Below are 13,866 nucleotides of genomic sequence, written 5' to 3' on the forward strand. Positions count from 1 at the left end.
CGCGTTCTCCTCTGTGGCCCGCGGGCTTAAAACGGGGCGTCGAGATCTTCCATGCCCACATACACCGACTTGATCTGGGTGTAGTGCGCAATGGTCTCGCGCCCGTTTTCCCGGCCGATGCCCGAGAGCTTGTAGCCGCCCACCGGCATTTCCGCCGGCGAGGCGCCGTAACTGTTGATCCAGCAGATGCCCGCCTGGATCTGATGGATAACCCGGTGCGCCCGGCGGATGTCGTTGGTAAACACGCCGGCGGCCAGACCGGTCTCGGTGTTGTTGGCGCGGGCAATCACCTCGTCCTCGTCGGAGAAGGTCAGTACCGACATCACCGGCCCGAAGATCTCTTCCTGCACGATGGCCATGTCATCGGTGCAGTCGGTGAAGATGGTAGGCTCCACGAAATAGCCACCTTTGGAATCATCCGGCTCGAAGGCCCGGCCTCCGTGGCTCAGGGTGGCGCCTTCAGAAAGCCCCTTGGCAATATAATCCAGCACCAGGTCCTGATGCTTTTTGGAGATCAGGGCGCCGAAGTTGGTGTCCGGATTCATCGGGTCACCCGGCTTGATGTTCTTGCGGGTCCGCTCCAGAAGGCGCTCCATGAACTGCGGGTAGATATCCTCGTGCACGAACACCCGGGTACCGTTGGTGCAGATTTCGCCTTGGGTGTAGAAGTTGCCCACCATGGCGGCGGAGATGGCGTTCTCCAGGTCGGCGTCGTCAAAGACAATCAGTGGGGACTTGCCGCCGAGTTCCATGGTGACGTCCTTCAGAGTGGACGATGCCGCTGACATTACCTTCTTGCCGGTGGCAACTTCGCCGGTGAACGACACCTTGGCGATGTCCGGGTGGTGGGTCAGCCACTGGCCGACTTCCGCCTCACCCTGGACCACGTTGAACACGCCAGCCGGCACACCGGCCTCGACAAAGATTTCCGCCAACTTCACCGCGCCCATCGGGGTTTCCTCGGAGGGTTTGAAGATCATGGCGTTGCCGCAGGCCAGCGCCGGAGCTGACTTCCAGCACGCGATCTGGATCGGGTAGTTCCAGGCACCGATGCCGGCGCAGATACCCAGCGGCTCGCGGCGGGTGTAGTAGAAATCGCCACCCAGATCCTGCTGGTTGCCCTCGATGGAGGGCGCCAGGCCGGCGAAGAATTCGATGGCGTCCGCGCCGGTGACCACATCCACGGCCTCCGCTTCCTGCCAGGGCTTGCCGGTATCCCGAACTTCCGCGGCCGCCAGCTCGTCGTTGCGCTCACGCAGTAAGGCCACCGCCTTCAACAGGATGCGGCTGCGCTCGATGGCCGGCATGGCGGACCACTGGGCAAAACCGGCCCGGGCACTTTCCATGGCCGCCTGCTGGATGGCCTCATCCGCCACTTCCACCTCGTAGATGACCTGGCCGGTGGCCGGGTTGACCACCGGGAAGGTCTCGCCGCTGGTGTTGGCCAGGAAACGGCCGTGCACAAAGTTCTGAACCACAGGTACGTTGTTGGACATAGTGACCGGTAACCTCAATTCGCTGAATTCGTTGCCCCGGCCTTGGCCAGGGTGTCGTGAATAAACTGTTTGGTGAGCCGCTCGCCCGCCTCGAAGCTTTCCATCGGGTCCAGGCTCAGGGCACTTCGCAGCCAGAAACCGTCAATCATCGCAGCGGTCTGGCGCGCGGCCTCCGTGGCCTGCCCCGCCGGCAACACCTGGGCAAAGGAATAGCGCAGGTTGCTGTACAGCCGGGCGTTGTTGATCTGCTGCAGTCGCTTGAGCCCCGGCTCATGCATGGAGCGGGACCAGAAGCTCAGCCAGGTCTTGGCGGCCAGGGCCGAGCGCTGGAATTCGGAGAAGTTGGCTTCCACGATGCAATCGAGCCGCTGCTCCGGCGAGCCATCGGTTTTCGCCATGCGCTCACGCAGTTCCTTGCCCAGCTGCTCGAGCAGGTAACGCAAGGCCGCCTCGATCAGGCCCTGCTTGCCCCCGAAGTAATGACTGATGATCCCCGAGGACATCCCCGCCCGCTTGCTGATGCTGACAATGGTGGTGTTCTGCATGCCCAGCTCGGCAATGGACTCCATGGTGGCGTCGATGAGCTGCTGCTTGCGGGTATCTTTCATTCCAACTTTTGGCATGGCGATTCCGCGTGTTCCCGATGATTTCCGTGTCGAAAACAGGCTCTGATCTCTGCCTGTTTTTTATTAATTGAACGTTCAATTAAAATAAAGGCTACAGAAAGGTGACAGGAATTTCAAATTTGCTCAAAAAAAGAGCGGCCGTTATTGGCCGCTCCACTCTTTCCCGATCAGGGTTCTTTCCGCATCAGGGCCAATGGGCGGCCCTTCCATGAGTCGATTCAGCGTCTCATCCAGGACGCGACCTCCAGTCGCGGTCTGATAGGTCTCCGGTGAGGCGTTTACCTCCACATCGACTCTCGCCACCTGTTGCCAGTCACCGGCACCGGTGCGGCAGGCAATCTGTTCGGAGGCATGGTCAGCCTTCTGTACCAGGTACTGCCGACACCAGTCTCCGTCCTGGTTCCGGAAGGTCAGCCTCGGCGTCACGGTGGTTTCGTCAATGGCATGGGGCTCACCGCTCGGACGCGTCTCCAGGGCCTGTGCCACTTCCGCCCAGCCGGCCTCTTCGCCGGGGCCGGGCACGGCCAGCCACTGGGCGAGGGCAAACCCGGCAATTACGGCCGCGGCGACGACTTTCCCGGTGTGCTCCCGCACCCGGCGCCACCCGGGGAAGGCAATGACATTGTCCGGCCCGCCGCCGGCACCTGCGGACGGCTCATCCCCCAGCAGCCGGGTCACGGTTTCCGGCATAGGCCGCTCATCGATCGCGCCATAGCGGGCCTGCAGTTCGGCATCCACCGACGCCAGTTCCGCCAGACGATCGGCCAGAGCCGGGTCGGCGGCCAGCTGGTCACGCACCGCCTGCATCTCCGCCTCGGGCAGTTCATGGTCCAGGAAGGCAGACAGGGTCTCGTCGGTAATCTTCATGATTCGGTCCTCATACTTACGGGTGCCAGCGCCTCGCTCAATGCCGATCGTGCCCGGGCGAGCCGGCTCATCACCGTACCCCTGGGTACCGACAGGATCTCGGCCACCGCCTGATAAGACAGACCCTGTATGGCCACCAGGGAAATGATCTGGCGCTGATCTTCCGGCAGTCGGGCCATGGCCGCATCCACCCGGTTCCATTCGATTTTCCGGGTGGTCTGACGTTCGCCGTCAACAACCTGGCCGTCGGTCAGCTCAGGCTGCTCCGCCGCCTCCCGGCGAACCTTTCGGGCCCGGCATTCGTCTATCCAGACATTCCGGCAGACCCGGAACGACCACTTGGTCAGGTCCGCGTCCCGTGGTATGTCCCGGGCCAGCAACCGTTCCACCGTATTCTGGAGTAGGTCGTCGGCATCGGGCATGGAGCCGGTGAGCGAGTAGGCAAAGCGTCTGAGCCTGGGCAATAGTTCGGTGATTTCCTGTTGCATAGCGCTCTTTGCTGATACGTGTTAACAGTACAACGAGCCAGAAACCGTTTTATTCCATCGAAGGGCGGAATTTTTCCCCGACCCGGTCGTTATATCGAATGAAACACTTCCGAATCTGGACAGACACGATGAAGCACTTCCGAAAGATCCATTGGCTCCCCGCGCTCGCCCTGGCCTCGCTCGCCACCCCGGTGCTGGCGCTGGGTACCGGCAGCGTGCTGGACGGGGCGGCCGGGCCCGTAACCCGACAGGTGGAACAGAGCGCAGAACGTCTGGTGGAGCGGAGGATGGCCCGGCAGGTCGAGGAGCGGGTAGAAACCGTGTCCGAATCCTTCCGTAACCCGCTTGAAAACCTGCCCGCGGAGCTTCCTGTCCTGACGAAACAGGGCGAGGTGGCGTTCACCGAGGTTGCCGTCGAAGATGGCGGGCGTGCGGTGGAACGCCAGTGGCTGCTCACCGGCACGGACGAGGAAATCGCGCGACTCGACCAACCGGGCATTACGCTGCTCAAGCGTCAGGAACTGGCGGGACTGGGCCTGAACCTTGTCCGCTTCCGGGTATCACCGGAGCTGGACTCGCGGCAAGCACTGCAAGCAATCCTGCCAAAGCTTGTGGACCGGCTGGACCGTAACCATATCTACAGCCCCCAGGCTGACGAACCGCCGCCGGAGCCGCAGGCGCGGTCACCCCGGTGGCAGAGCCTGTGCTCTTCCCCGGTGCGGGTCGGTATGGTGGATACCTCAATTGCCACCGGGCATCCTTCATTCCGGCAGGCCCGCGTCGTGCAGTCCCGTTTCCTGGACGTCGACGGAGCGAAAGGCCAGCTCTCGGAGCCACGCGCCCACGGGACCGCCGTCGCAAGCCTGATGGTGGGCGACCTCGGCAATGACTCGCCGGCCCGGCTTCCGAGCGCTACGCTGTTCAACGCGTCGGTGTTCTATGACCGGAACCGGAACCTGTCCGGCGCCACCCTGGGGCATCTCCTGGAGGGCCTGAACTGGCTGTCGGAGCAGGATATTTCCGTCCTGAACATCAGCCTGACGGGGCCGGATAACCGGGTACTGGCGACGGTTATCCGCAACCTGCTGGATCGTGGCCTTGTGCTGGTGGCGGCGGTCGGCAACCAGGGCCCGGCGGCGCCGCCGCTGTATCCGGCAGCCTATCCCGGGGTTGTCGGTGTTACCGCGGTGGACGACTCGAATGAGCTCTATCGGTGGGCCAATCGTGGCGAGCAGGTGATGTTTGCGGCCCGGGGGGTATCGGTTCCGGTCGCCGCTCCGGAGGGCGGCCGGGTCTCTGACAGCGGCACTTCCCTGGCGGCACCGGTGGTCACGGCGGCCCTGGCCTGCCGGCTCCGTGAGGCTTCTGCCGAGCAGGCAATCGAGGCACTTATCGGGACAGCCCGGGATCTTGGCGAACCTGGCCGTGACCGGAGTTTCGGCCACGGCCTGCTGGATTACTGAGCCTTCCCGGTCAGAAACCGGCCCGCAGGGTGACGCCGGCCACGGTCTTGTCATAGTCGGCCGAGTCCACGTTGGAGGTATAGTTACCGTAGGAAATGCTGGGCTCAACACTGACCACCTCGGTCAGGCCGATGCGCCAACCCGCCTCCAGGATCCGGGCCTGATCCACGCGCTGGCTGGAACTGCGCTCGGTAAGGTCACCAGTGAGCGGATCCGTCAGCAACGGATCGCTGCTGGTGATGGTCACCGCCTCGTATTCCCGGTCCTCGAAGCGCCAGCCCAGGCGGAACCGGTTGTCCTCGCCGGCCAACGTAAACTTGTGCACCAGGCTGACGCGGACCCGGATCAGGCGGTTGTCATAGGCATCAGCCTCGGCGTCCTCGCGGTCGCCGTCCAACCCAACCAGTAAATGGCTTCGCGCTTCGTTGAAAAAGAAAAACGAGTCCAGGCTGGCGCCTTTGATGTCCGAGTCCCGGGCGCTGCTGTCCTCGAAGTCCTTGGATTTGTCCTGCACGCTCGCCAGCAGGTAGACATCGTCACCCACCAGACGCCCCAGATAGACACTCGCCCGCCGATAATCCAGGAAAGGGTCGGAACCCAGTGTGGCATGGGAGAAATGGTAGCTCGCCCCGACAGTGACCGGATCGAAGTCGTAACTGATGTCGGCAGACGCCAGGTGGATGTCCTGATCAAACCGGTCAAAAGTCTGGTACCGGCGACCGGACACCGAATACCCCAGAGTGACATTCAGTCGTTCTGCCGGCTTGAGGATACCTTCCAGACCGGCATCGAACACCCAGGCCTCGTCACTCTCGCCGGAAGAGGCATTCAGTTCGTCCACGGTCAGGTTGCTGTCGTGCTCATAGCCGCCTTCCAGATGGCCGTTCAGTTCAGCCTTGTCCGCCGCCTCGACCACCAGAACCGGAGACATCAGTCCCACTGCCAGGGACAGGGTGGAGATTCGCTGTATCAAACGCATATCGGCTCCTCTCTGTCAGAAAAAAGCCGGGCCTGAAACGGCCCGGCTGCTCTCGGATCACGCCTTTACAACAGGCCGCCGCCAGCGGAACCCTGCACCGTACCTTTCACGGTGTTACGGACTTCGCTTTTGACGCTATCGGAGACTGACGTGCCGATCTGCTGATTGGTTTCAGCCTGGATTTCGGCATTTCGGGCCTTGTTCATGCGTTCGCCGGCGGCTTCACGCTGCTCGGCGGCAGTGTCGGTTGCCGCATCCGCTGTAGCATTGGCGGTGCCACGAACCTTCTGACCCGCCTCGACACCGGCACGGACGGCGGTGTTGGCCTTCTGGCGCGCCTCGTTGCTGGCCGCCTGACCCTGTTCGGACGCCTCGTCCCGAACAGCCTGGCCGTTGACACTGCCCTCGGCAGAGGCAGAACCACTGCCCTGGGCAGAAACACCATTCTGGGCGCTGGCCTCAGCGCTCATGCTGGTGTCGGCCTGCATATCGGCATTGGCAGCACCGGAGCCTTCGGCCGCAAACGCAGCGGTGGAAAGGATGGAACAGATTGCGAGGGTCAGTACCTGCTTTTTCATGATTTCGTCCTCCTGTTTTACCCTTTTCGGGTGGCTTTCATCAGGAGGACGATTCAGCGAAGAATTTATTCCTTACGGCGGTAATTCGGATCCGTCCAGCACTTCGGCAGGGGTTCACCGGAGGGGAAAACCAGTTCGGATTTCTGGAAAGATTCCGGGTCCTGGGCTTCTTCCCCATAGTGAAGACTGCCCCTGATGGAATCCAGGTGAGGGTCGAACAGAGCGGCGCTATCCAGCACTTCGATCAAGTGCCCGGTGGCTTTCTCGGCAACGAACATGGACGAACTCCTTCTCTGGGGGATTATCCCTAAACTTAACAGAAGACCCGCCAGTCTGCTTATTTACGGTCAGCGGTCTGTTTCCTGGGCCGGCCGTAGAGGGCTCTCAGCTCGTCCTTGGCCTGCTCCAGCCGCTTGCGCTGGTCGTCTGGCAAATGTTTGCCGGCGCGGTTGATATAAAACGTCAGCATCGACATCGCCGAGCGATACGGTTCAGATTTACGGCGCCCGCTCTGCTCTGCTGACCGGCTGAGTGAAAGCGCGATCTCCTTCGGATCCTCCAGCGTGAACACACCTGCCTGGAGATCCAGCGAATCGCTGGTTTCCGTTACCTTCTGCGACCAGTTGTCGGAAGAGTCCGGCTTGTCTGCTTCTGATGCCATTCGTTCCTCCCATCCGTATAGCCCGGCCAACGTTTTGACCGAGCTGGTTGAAAAGTGGGCTATCCGGTTCCATGGTCACAGACAGTAGGCACAAACTCTCCGGACAGGACCCTTCTTCCATGAGTATTGACCAGATTCAGACCCTGATCGACAGCTGGAGCGGACTCGGTATCTGGCTCGCACTCGTTGCTGCCAGTGTAGCGTGGGTTGTGTACGATCTGCGCACCAACAACAGCCACATTGCCTCCATGATGCAATGGGTCTGGACCCTCACAGTTCTGTATTCCGGGCCCATCGGTGTCCTGATCTACCGTTACTCGGGGCGTCAACAGATTCCGACAGACAGCCTGTCCCGGAAAGGCTTCCGCTCCGTGGCCCACTGCTATTCCGGCTGCGGCATTGGCGAGATCCTGGGTGTGATTATCTCCGTGGGCCTGTTCGCAATGGGGAACTTCTGGGCCGCTGTCATCACCTTCACCCTGGCCTATATCTTCGGCTTTGCCCTGAACATCGGCCCGATGATGCAGAACGGAATGGCCTTCAAGGAAGCCTTCAAGGGCGCATTCGTGGCCGAGACTATTTCCATCGTGGTGATGGAATCGGTGGCCATCACTACCGATCTGTATCTCGGCGGCAAGTCCACCATGGGCGACGCCCTGTTCTGGTCATCCCTCTACGTATCCCTGTCCCTCGGCCTTTTCGCGGCCTGGCCCGCCAATCTGTTGCTGATCAAGTATGGCCTCAAGGGCGGCATGGGGGATCCGCGAGACACCGACGCGGCAGCGCATGCGCACTGTCACTAGTCCCGCCGGAGCCAGCGCGGCAAAAATGGTGTGGAAGGAAGGTCCGGCCTCGTGCACCATTGACGTTGGTTCCGCGTGAGGGTCACGGATATGCCTCTGATTGGATGGATCATCATTTTGCTCGCGCTCGCCTTGATTGTCGGCAGCCTCATGTTGCTGCGCGATTCCGCCCATATGCGCATCCCACCGGAGAAACTGGAGAAGATCCGCAAACGCAAGACGGAGATGGAGGAAAAAGACAAAGCCGAGGGTAATGATTGAGTAACGGAGCTCAACTAACGAAAAAGAAAAGCCGCCAGATAGACCAGCACAACCCTGGCGAGAAACCACGCAATACCCGCCCCGAGAAGTGCGCCCCAGTTGAAGAAGGCACTGCGACAAACCATCGCAGGCTCTGCCATACCTTCTATCCTCCAAGCATAATCGTTATTCTCGTTTTCGCCGGTGAACGCCGGCAAATCCGGATCCACAACAACAATGGTTACTAGCTATGAAACGTCCCGTCAGAATCGCCATCACCGGCGCCGCCGGCAGTATCAGCCACTCCCTGCTGTTCAAGATCGCCACCGGTGAAATGATCGGCCGGGATCAGCCGGTTATTCTGCAATTGATTGAGATGCCGCAGGCAATGGAGCCGTTGCGCGGTATTGCCATGGAGCTGGAGGACTGCGCGTTCCCGCTGCTGCACAGCATCAGTCTGCATGACAACTTCGAGGAAGGGGTGGTCGGTGCTCACTACGTGCTGCTGATCGGCGCCAAGCCGCGGGGGCCGGGCATGGAGCGCAGCGAACTGATTGCCAGCAACGCACCGATCTTCGCCCACCAGGGTCGGGCCATCAACAAGCTGGCCAACCATACCGGTGCCAACCCAAAGGATATCCGCCGCATCACAGTCTGGGGCAACCACTCCCCACCCAGTTCCCGGATCTGCACCACTCCACCATTTACGGCGAGCCGGCGTTGCCACAGGTGGATCAGGACTGGTACCGGGACACCTTCATCGAAAAGATCCAGAAGCGCGGCTCGGCCATCATCGACGCCCGCGGCCATTCCAGTGCCGCCTCGGCCGCCCAGGCCATCATCCATCACATGCACGACTGGATTAACGGTACACCCGAGAACGACTGGGTAAGTATGGGCATTGTCAGCGATGGCAGCTACGGGATCGAGAAAGGCATCATCTATTCTTTCCCGGTGCGCTGTGACTATGGTCGCTACCAGATAGTCCAGGGGCTGGAGATCGGCGAATTCGCCCGGGAAAAGATGACTCTGTCCGAGCAGGAACTGCTCAAAGAGATGGACACGGTGAAAAACCTGCTGCCAAAGGAAACCGGGGAGTCCCATCGCAACCTCTCGGTCTGCCTGCGCTCGGGCACCACGCTCTACGACGACGGCATTTCATTGCCCAAGAAGCAATACCTGCAAACCGATCGGGTGCGTTGATGCCCCATGGGCCCGGGGTCAGTCTCTTTGGCCTCATCTTTCTGGCCGTCGGTCTTGGCGTCCTGGCCCTCGGCCCCTTTCACACCCTGTACGAACACGCCGTCAGCGCGGACTGGCGACAAGTGCCCGCAACCCTCGAGAGCGTCAACGTACGCAGTAACAGCGGTTCCGGCCCGACTGATCCCATTTTCAGACGCCCGGGCCCGAATTCGCTCATTATTCAATCAAAACCCGCGTTCCCCCTGCCCAGCTGCTATATTTCCGTAGGGATTGCTCAAATCTTAACCGTCGCGATCACCCCTACTTAAGGAAATGTCTGAACAAGGGAGTTCATGCATGCAGCCACACATCCGTTTCTCACGCCCCCTCATCATTCTTGGACTCGCAGTGACCCTCGCGGCCTGCGCGGGTCCCGGACCCCGTCCGGACAGTGATTTGCAGTTGGCCACCGGGTCCATCACCCAGGCAGAAGCTGCCGATGCCCGTCAGTTCGAGCCGGTTCTGCTGAACCAGGCACAGAACAAGGTGGCCGATGCCCGCGAACTGATCGATCGGGAAGAATACAGGGAAGCCGAGCGCTTGCTGGAGCAGGCCGCGGTGGACGCACAGTTGGCCGGAGCACGCTCCGAGACCGAAAAAGCCAGGCGCGCCGTGGAGGAGATCAATGCCAACATTGAGAACCTCCGCAGACAGCTGGAAATGGACCAACAGTGAGCCCTGAAAGGAGATCGACACCATGAATCGCACACTATCCCTGATAACCACGGTCGGGCTGTCGGCGCTGATGTTTGGCTGTGCCAGTGCCCCGGAGCAGAACGCCAAAATCGAAGAAGCCCGCATGATCTACAACGAGATCGAGGAAGATCCCTACGTTGCCCGCAGCGGCTCCAGCCAGCTCCGCAGTGCCCGGACCGAACTGGATCGGGCGCAAGCCTTGCTGGAGGATGACGAGGATCTAGTGCGGGTTGAGCACGCCGCCTATCTCGCCAAGCGCCACGCGGAGATTGCGGAACAGCAGGGCCTGCGCGCCGAGCTGGAAGAGGAAATCAGCTCCGCCGAAAAACGTCGCCAGGACATCATGCTGCAACTGAAATCCAACGAGGCGGAAGCCCTCCGTGCTCAAATGGAAGCGCTCCAGGCCGAGAAGACCGAGCGCGGCATGGTGCTGACCCTCGGCGATGTCCTGTTCGACCTCAACAAGGCCGACCTGAAGCCAGCCGGCATGCGCACGGTACAGCGGTTGTCAGACTTCATGCTCCAGTATGAAGACCGCCGGGTAAGGGTCGAAGGCTATACCGACAGCACCGGCTCAGAGTCGTATAACCAGGATCTGTCCGAACGTCGGGCCATGGCCGTGCGCGATGCGCTGATGGCCGAGGGGGTAGCCCGCAGCCGGGTGGAAGTCATGGGTTATGGCGAGGCCTATCCCGTGGCTAGCAATGACACCAGTGCCGGGCGACAGCAGAACCGGCGGGTGGAGATCGTCATTTCCGACGAGAACGGCGTGATTCAGACACGCTGAGGCTTATTTCCGGGGCGGTCCTGGCCTGACCAGAAACCAACTGGCCAGGACCACGCCCCCGAATACCGTATAGGTGAGGATAAACACCCACTCCGGGGCACTGTAATACAGAAGGGATTGCAGCCAGTGCTGGATGAACGAGCCCTCATAGCCGGCCGCGCCGGCTCGCTCCCTCAGTTCCATTTCCCAGACGGTCAGCGGGCACAGCACGCCAAGCCAGGCCTGGAGCACAACAATGCCGATTACCACCAGATGAGTGACCCGGAACCAGAAATTCCGCACCCAGCGCCAATGCAGCAAACGGCCCAGGAAAACCGCCGCCAGCCCGAAAATGACAAAAACCACCAGCAGTACATGCAGGACCAGCAGCGAATCCGCCAGCAGGAGATACAGCTCAGGGGACATGAGAGCCCCGTTTTTTCAGCGGCATCATGGCAACAGTCACAGCCTCCGGAAACCGTGAGTCAGCCCCTACTTTACCGGCCCACCCGCCAGTAAAACATCCCGGACTGCTTTCCAAGAATGGTTGCCTCAAAGCGGGTCCGGGCGGCCTGCCCCGCCAGTCCATAACACACATGCAGCGGAAGCAAGTGTTCCTCACGGGGGTGACAGAACCGGGCATAGGGTGCCTGGTCCCAATGCTTCAGAAGGTCAGTCCGTTCGACTTCACTGATTGCCGCATTGGTACAGGTATCCTCCAGCCAGGCCTCGAAGGCCCGGTTTCGTGCCTGGATCTCCGGGGTCGCGGAGGCGAAAAACGCCCGCATGTTATGGAAGGAGAAGCCGGAGCCGATGACCAGCAGGTTGTCGTAGTCCAGTGCCTGCAAGGCCCGGCCAATGGCCAGATGGGCCTCCGCATCCAGACTGTTCACCAGTGACAGCTGCACACACGGAATATCCGCCTGCGGATACATCAGTTTCAACGGTACAAACAGGCCGTGATCAAACCCCCGCCGATCGTCCAGCCTCGCCGGTATTCCAGCCTGCTCCAGGGCCGAATGAATCTGCCCCGCAAGCGCCGGCTCACCAGGACAGGGATACTCGATGGCGTAGGATTCGGGGGGGAATCCATAGTAATCGTAGATCAGCGGCGGGTTGGCTCCCGCCGTGACCGTCGGCACCGCTTCTTCCCAGTGGGCGCTGACCACCAGGATCGCCGACGGCTTACGCAGCTTGCCGGCAATTTCGGTGAGCCGATCCACTATCTCGCGATGGCCAGGGTCTCCCAGCAGCGGCATCGGCCCGCCACCGTGAGAAATGAACAAGACATCGGTCGTTCTCTGCATGTTTGTCACTCCCGAACCTGAGCTCCCGGGCAACTCCAGGAGCACCTTTTGTTCTGAATATCGCCGATTATGCCGCGAGAGGCTTGCGGTACGCAGCTCCGCGACCGAGTCGCTCAAGCAGCACGTTATCCAGGGCGTAGCGTCCACCACCCTGAATCGCCAGGGCCACACTGACCACGAACAGGGTCAGGGCATACTCATAGCCGTTGTTGGACATAAACAGGCCGTTACCGATGTGAACCGCGAAGATCGCCACCAGCATGGCAATGGCGCTGACCAGCGCCGCCGGGCGGGTCAGCAAGCCCAGGGCCAGGGCCAGACCGCCGAAGAACTCGGCACTACCGGCCATCAGTGCCATCAGGTAGCCCGGCTCCAGGCCGATGCTGGCCATCCACTGACCGGTGCCTTCCAGACCATAGCCGCCAAACCAGGCAAACAGTTTCTGCGCGCCGTGGGCCGCCAGAATGAGCCCGACCGGTACCCGCAGGACCAGCGCCGCAAAGCCGCCGGTGGAACCGAAAAGCGCCTGTGCAAATTGAGTGTTCATAAGGGTCACCTCGAATCTTTCGCTATTGATGGGTTCTGAAGCGCCGCTCCAGAAGATGGGACCACTTTACTATCGCCGGATCGAAAGACTAAGGTGGGCAGTGTTGGCTTATTATCAACCATATGTTGATAATTGCAGATAACAACAAGGCAGGACGACCCAATGGACCGTATCGACGCCATGCGCGCCTTTGTCACCGTGGTGAACGAAGGCACTTTCACCCGCGCTGCGGACCGGCTGGAGATGTCACCTCAGCTGGTCAGCAAGTACGTTTCCCAACTGGAACAGCACCTGGGCGTACGCCTCCTCAACCGAACCACGCGGAAGCTTCATCTGACCGAAGCCGGCATCCGCTACCATCAGCGCGCCGAACAGGTGCTCACCGATATCGACGATCTGGAAAACCAGCTGGGCGACCTGCAGACCGAGGCCCGGGGCCTGTTACGCATCAGTGCCCCGGTGTCCTTTGCCATCCGCCACATGGCTCCCTTACTGACCGGGTTCCAGAACGCCCATCCCGCCGTCGACATCGACCTGCAACTGAACGACCGCAAAGTGGATATTGTCGAGGAAGGCTTTGATGTGGCCTTGCGCATCGGCCACCTGAAGAGTTCGTCGCTGATCGCCAGGCGCATCGCACCGGTCCGGCTGGTGCTGTGCGCCTCGCCGGACTACCTGAAACAGCACGGTATCCCTCAGCGCCCGGAGGACCTCGAGCATCATCGTTATCTGCGCTACAGCTATATGGATCAGGACGCCACCGGACAGGTTCACCGGTGGCTGAGGAGCGCGGGGAAACATTCGGAGGGTGACATGGTCAGCAACAACGGCGACGTGCTGGTGGAAGCCGCCATTGCCGGCGCCGGAATCGCGCTGCAGCCCACCTTCATCGCAGGCTCTGCAATTCGGGACGGAAAACTGCAGGTTATCCTGCCGGACCACGAACCGGCACCAATGGCGCTGTTCGCGGTGTTCGCGCACCGGCAGCTGCTGGCCAGCAAGGTGCGCAGCTTTGTCGACTTTCTCGACGGCTACTTCGGCGAACCGCCCTACTGGGATCGCTTCGAGTGAACTAAAGTGACTGCACTGGTGTGAAACTCCCGGACA

Annotated in this window: 19 protein-coding genes and 1 pseudogene; 8 read left to right on the top strand and 12 right to left on the bottom strand. The window is 61.0% G+C overall.

Annotation, left to right across the window (positions count from 1 at the left end; translation table 11 throughout):
- Positions 1–26 precede the first annotated feature (26 nt).
- From betB to DET50_RS04605, 4 genes are all read right to left on the bottom strand, one after another.
- On the bottom strand, positions 27–1,496 hold the full coding sequence (gene betB, locus DET50_RS04590) for a betaine-aldehyde dehydrogenase (RefSeq protein ID WP_113861698.1): 1,470 nt from the start codon (positions 1,494–1,496) through the stop codon (positions 27–29).
- Between the two features lie 14 nt (positions 1,497–1,510).
- Positions 1,511–2,119 (bottom strand): transcriptional regulator BetI, encoded by a 609-nt coding sequence (gene betI, locus DET50_RS04595; protein ID WP_113861699.1) that lies wholly within the window; start codon positions 2,117–2,119, stop codon positions 1,511–1,513.
- A gap of 144 nt (positions 2,120–2,263) precedes the next feature.
- Positions 2,264–2,989 (bottom strand): anti-sigma factor, encoded by a 726-nt coding sequence (locus tag DET50_RS04600; protein ID WP_113861700.1) that lies wholly within the window; start codon positions 2,987–2,989, stop codon positions 2,264–2,266.
- The gene (locus DET50_RS04605) at positions 2,986–3,477 is read right to left on the bottom strand and encodes an RNA polymerase sigma factor (protein ID WP_113861701.1); all 492 of its coding nucleotides are present in this window, start codon (positions 3,475–3,477) and stop codon (positions 2,986–2,988) included. Before DET50_RS04605 ends, DET50_RS04600 begins: the two co-directional genes overlap by 4 nt.
- A 128-nt stretch (positions 3,478–3,605) precedes the next feature.
- Between DET50_RS04605 and DET50_RS04610 the strand changes: the two genes are divergently transcribed.
- Positions 3,606–4,940: a S8 family serine peptidase gene (locus tag DET50_RS04610; protein ID WP_181799928.1), complete on the top strand. Its 1,335-nt coding sequence runs from the start codon at positions 3,606–3,608 to the stop codon at positions 4,938–4,940.
- Between the two features lie 10 nt (positions 4,941–4,950).
- Here DET50_RS04610 and DET50_RS04615 read toward each other — a convergent pair whose 3' ends face one another.
- From DET50_RS04615 to DET50_RS04630, 4 genes are all read right to left on the bottom strand, one after another.
- Positions 4,951–5,919, bottom strand: coding sequence for a surface lipoprotein assembly modifier (locus DET50_RS04615; RefSeq protein WP_113861703.1), 969 nt, complete (start codon positions 5,917–5,919; stop codon positions 4,951–4,953).
- Between the two features lie 65 nt (positions 5,920–5,984).
- The gene (locus DET50_RS04620; protein ID WP_113861704.1) at positions 5,985–6,497 is read right to left on the bottom strand and encodes a hypothetical protein; all 513 of its coding nucleotides are present in this window, start codon (positions 6,495–6,497) and stop codon (positions 5,985–5,987) included.
- A gap of 65 nt (positions 6,498–6,562) precedes the next feature.
- Complete coding sequence (locus tag DET50_RS04625) at positions 6,563–6,775, bottom strand: acetyltransferase (RefSeq protein ID WP_113861705.1); 213 nt, start codon at positions 6,773–6,775, stop codon at positions 6,563–6,565.
- Positions 6,776–6,834: 59 nt separating this feature from the next.
- Positions 6,835–7,158, bottom strand: coding sequence for a DUF3175 domain-containing protein (locus DET50_RS04630; RefSeq protein ID WP_113861706.1), 324 nt, complete (start codon positions 7,156–7,158; stop codon positions 6,835–6,837).
- A 119-nt stretch (positions 7,159–7,277) separates the two neighbouring features.
- Between DET50_RS04630 and DET50_RS04635 the strand changes: the two genes are divergently transcribed.
- Together DET50_RS04635 and DET50_RS04640 are read left to right on the top strand one after the other, a co-directional pair.
- Positions 7,278–7,961, top strand: a complete 684-nt coding sequence (locus tag DET50_RS04635) for a DUF4396 domain-containing protein (RefSeq protein ID WP_113861707.1) — start codon at positions 7,278–7,280, stop codon at positions 7,959–7,961.
- Positions 7,962–8,051: 90 nt separating this feature from the next.
- A complete protein-coding gene (locus DET50_RS04640) occupies positions 8,052–8,222 on the top strand; it encodes a DUF2897 family protein (RefSeq protein WP_113861708.1) in 171 nt (56 codons plus the stop codon).
- A gap of 14 nt (positions 8,223–8,236) precedes the next feature.
- Here the strand turns inward: DET50_RS04640 and DET50_RS19570 are convergent, their stop codons facing one another.
- The gene (locus tag DET50_RS19570; protein ID WP_258546045.1) at positions 8,237–8,362 is read right to left on the bottom strand and encodes a hypothetical protein; all 126 of its coding nucleotides are present in this window, start codon (positions 8,360–8,362) and stop codon (positions 8,237–8,239) included.
- A gap of 89 nt (positions 8,363–8,451) precedes the next feature.
- On the opposite strand from DET50_RS19570, the pseudogene DET50_RS19815 reads away from it, so the two are divergent.
- From DET50_RS19815 to DET50_RS04660, 4 genes and pseudogenes are all read left to right on the top strand, one after another.
- Positions 8,452–8,799: pseudogene (locus tag DET50_RS19815) on the top strand (lactate/malate family dehydrogenase); the annotation flags it as partial.
- A gap of 131 nt (positions 8,800–8,930) precedes the next feature.
- The gene (locus tag DET50_RS19820) at positions 8,931–9,404 is read left to right on the top strand and encodes a hypothetical protein (RefSeq protein WP_473741713.1); all 474 of its coding nucleotides are present in this window, start codon (positions 8,931–8,933) and stop codon (positions 9,402–9,404) included.
- 336 nt (positions 9,405–9,740) lie between these two features.
- Positions 9,741–10,118 (top strand): DUF4398 domain-containing protein, encoded by a 378-nt coding sequence (locus DET50_RS04655; protein ID WP_113861710.1) that lies wholly within the window; start codon positions 9,741–9,743, stop codon positions 10,116–10,118.
- Between the two features lie 22 nt (positions 10,119–10,140).
- Complete coding sequence (locus tag DET50_RS04660; protein ID WP_113861711.1) at positions 10,141–10,926, top strand: OmpA family protein; 786 nt, start codon at positions 10,141–10,143, stop codon at positions 10,924–10,926.
- Positions 10,927–10,929: 3 nt separating this feature from the next.
- Here DET50_RS04660 and DET50_RS04665 read toward each other — a convergent pair whose 3' ends face one another.
- From DET50_RS04665 to DET50_RS04675, 3 genes are all read right to left on the bottom strand, one after another.
- On the bottom strand, positions 10,930–11,331 hold the full coding sequence (locus DET50_RS04665; protein WP_113861712.1) for a DUF2784 domain-containing protein: 402 nt from the start codon (positions 11,329–11,331) through the stop codon (positions 10,930–10,932).
- A 71-nt stretch (positions 11,332–11,402) separates the two neighbouring features.
- Entirely contained in the window at positions 11,403–12,212 is an 810-nt protein-coding gene (locus DET50_RS04670) for a DODA-type extradiol aromatic ring-opening family dioxygenase (RefSeq protein ID WP_113861713.1), read from the bottom strand.
- 67 nt (positions 12,213–12,279) lie between these two features.
- Entirely contained in the window at positions 12,280–12,759 is a 480-nt protein-coding gene (locus DET50_RS04675; protein ID WP_113861714.1) for a DoxX family protein, read from the bottom strand.
- 162 nt (positions 12,760–12,921) lie between these two features.
- Between DET50_RS04675 and DET50_RS04680 the strand changes: the two genes are divergently transcribed.
- Positions 12,922–13,830 carry a LysR family transcriptional regulator gene (locus DET50_RS04680; protein WP_113861715.1) on the top strand — a complete coding sequence of 303 codons (909 nt, stop codon included), beginning with the start codon at positions 12,922–12,924 and terminating at the stop codon, positions 13,828–13,830.
- The last annotated feature ends 36 nt before the right edge of the window (positions 13,831–13,866 follow it).

The organism is Marinobacter pelagius (genome assembly GCF_003315345.1).
In the GTDB taxonomy this organism is placed as follows: domain Bacteria; phylum Pseudomonadota; class Gammaproteobacteria; order Pseudomonadales; family Oleiphilaceae; genus Marinobacter; species Marinobacter pelagius_A.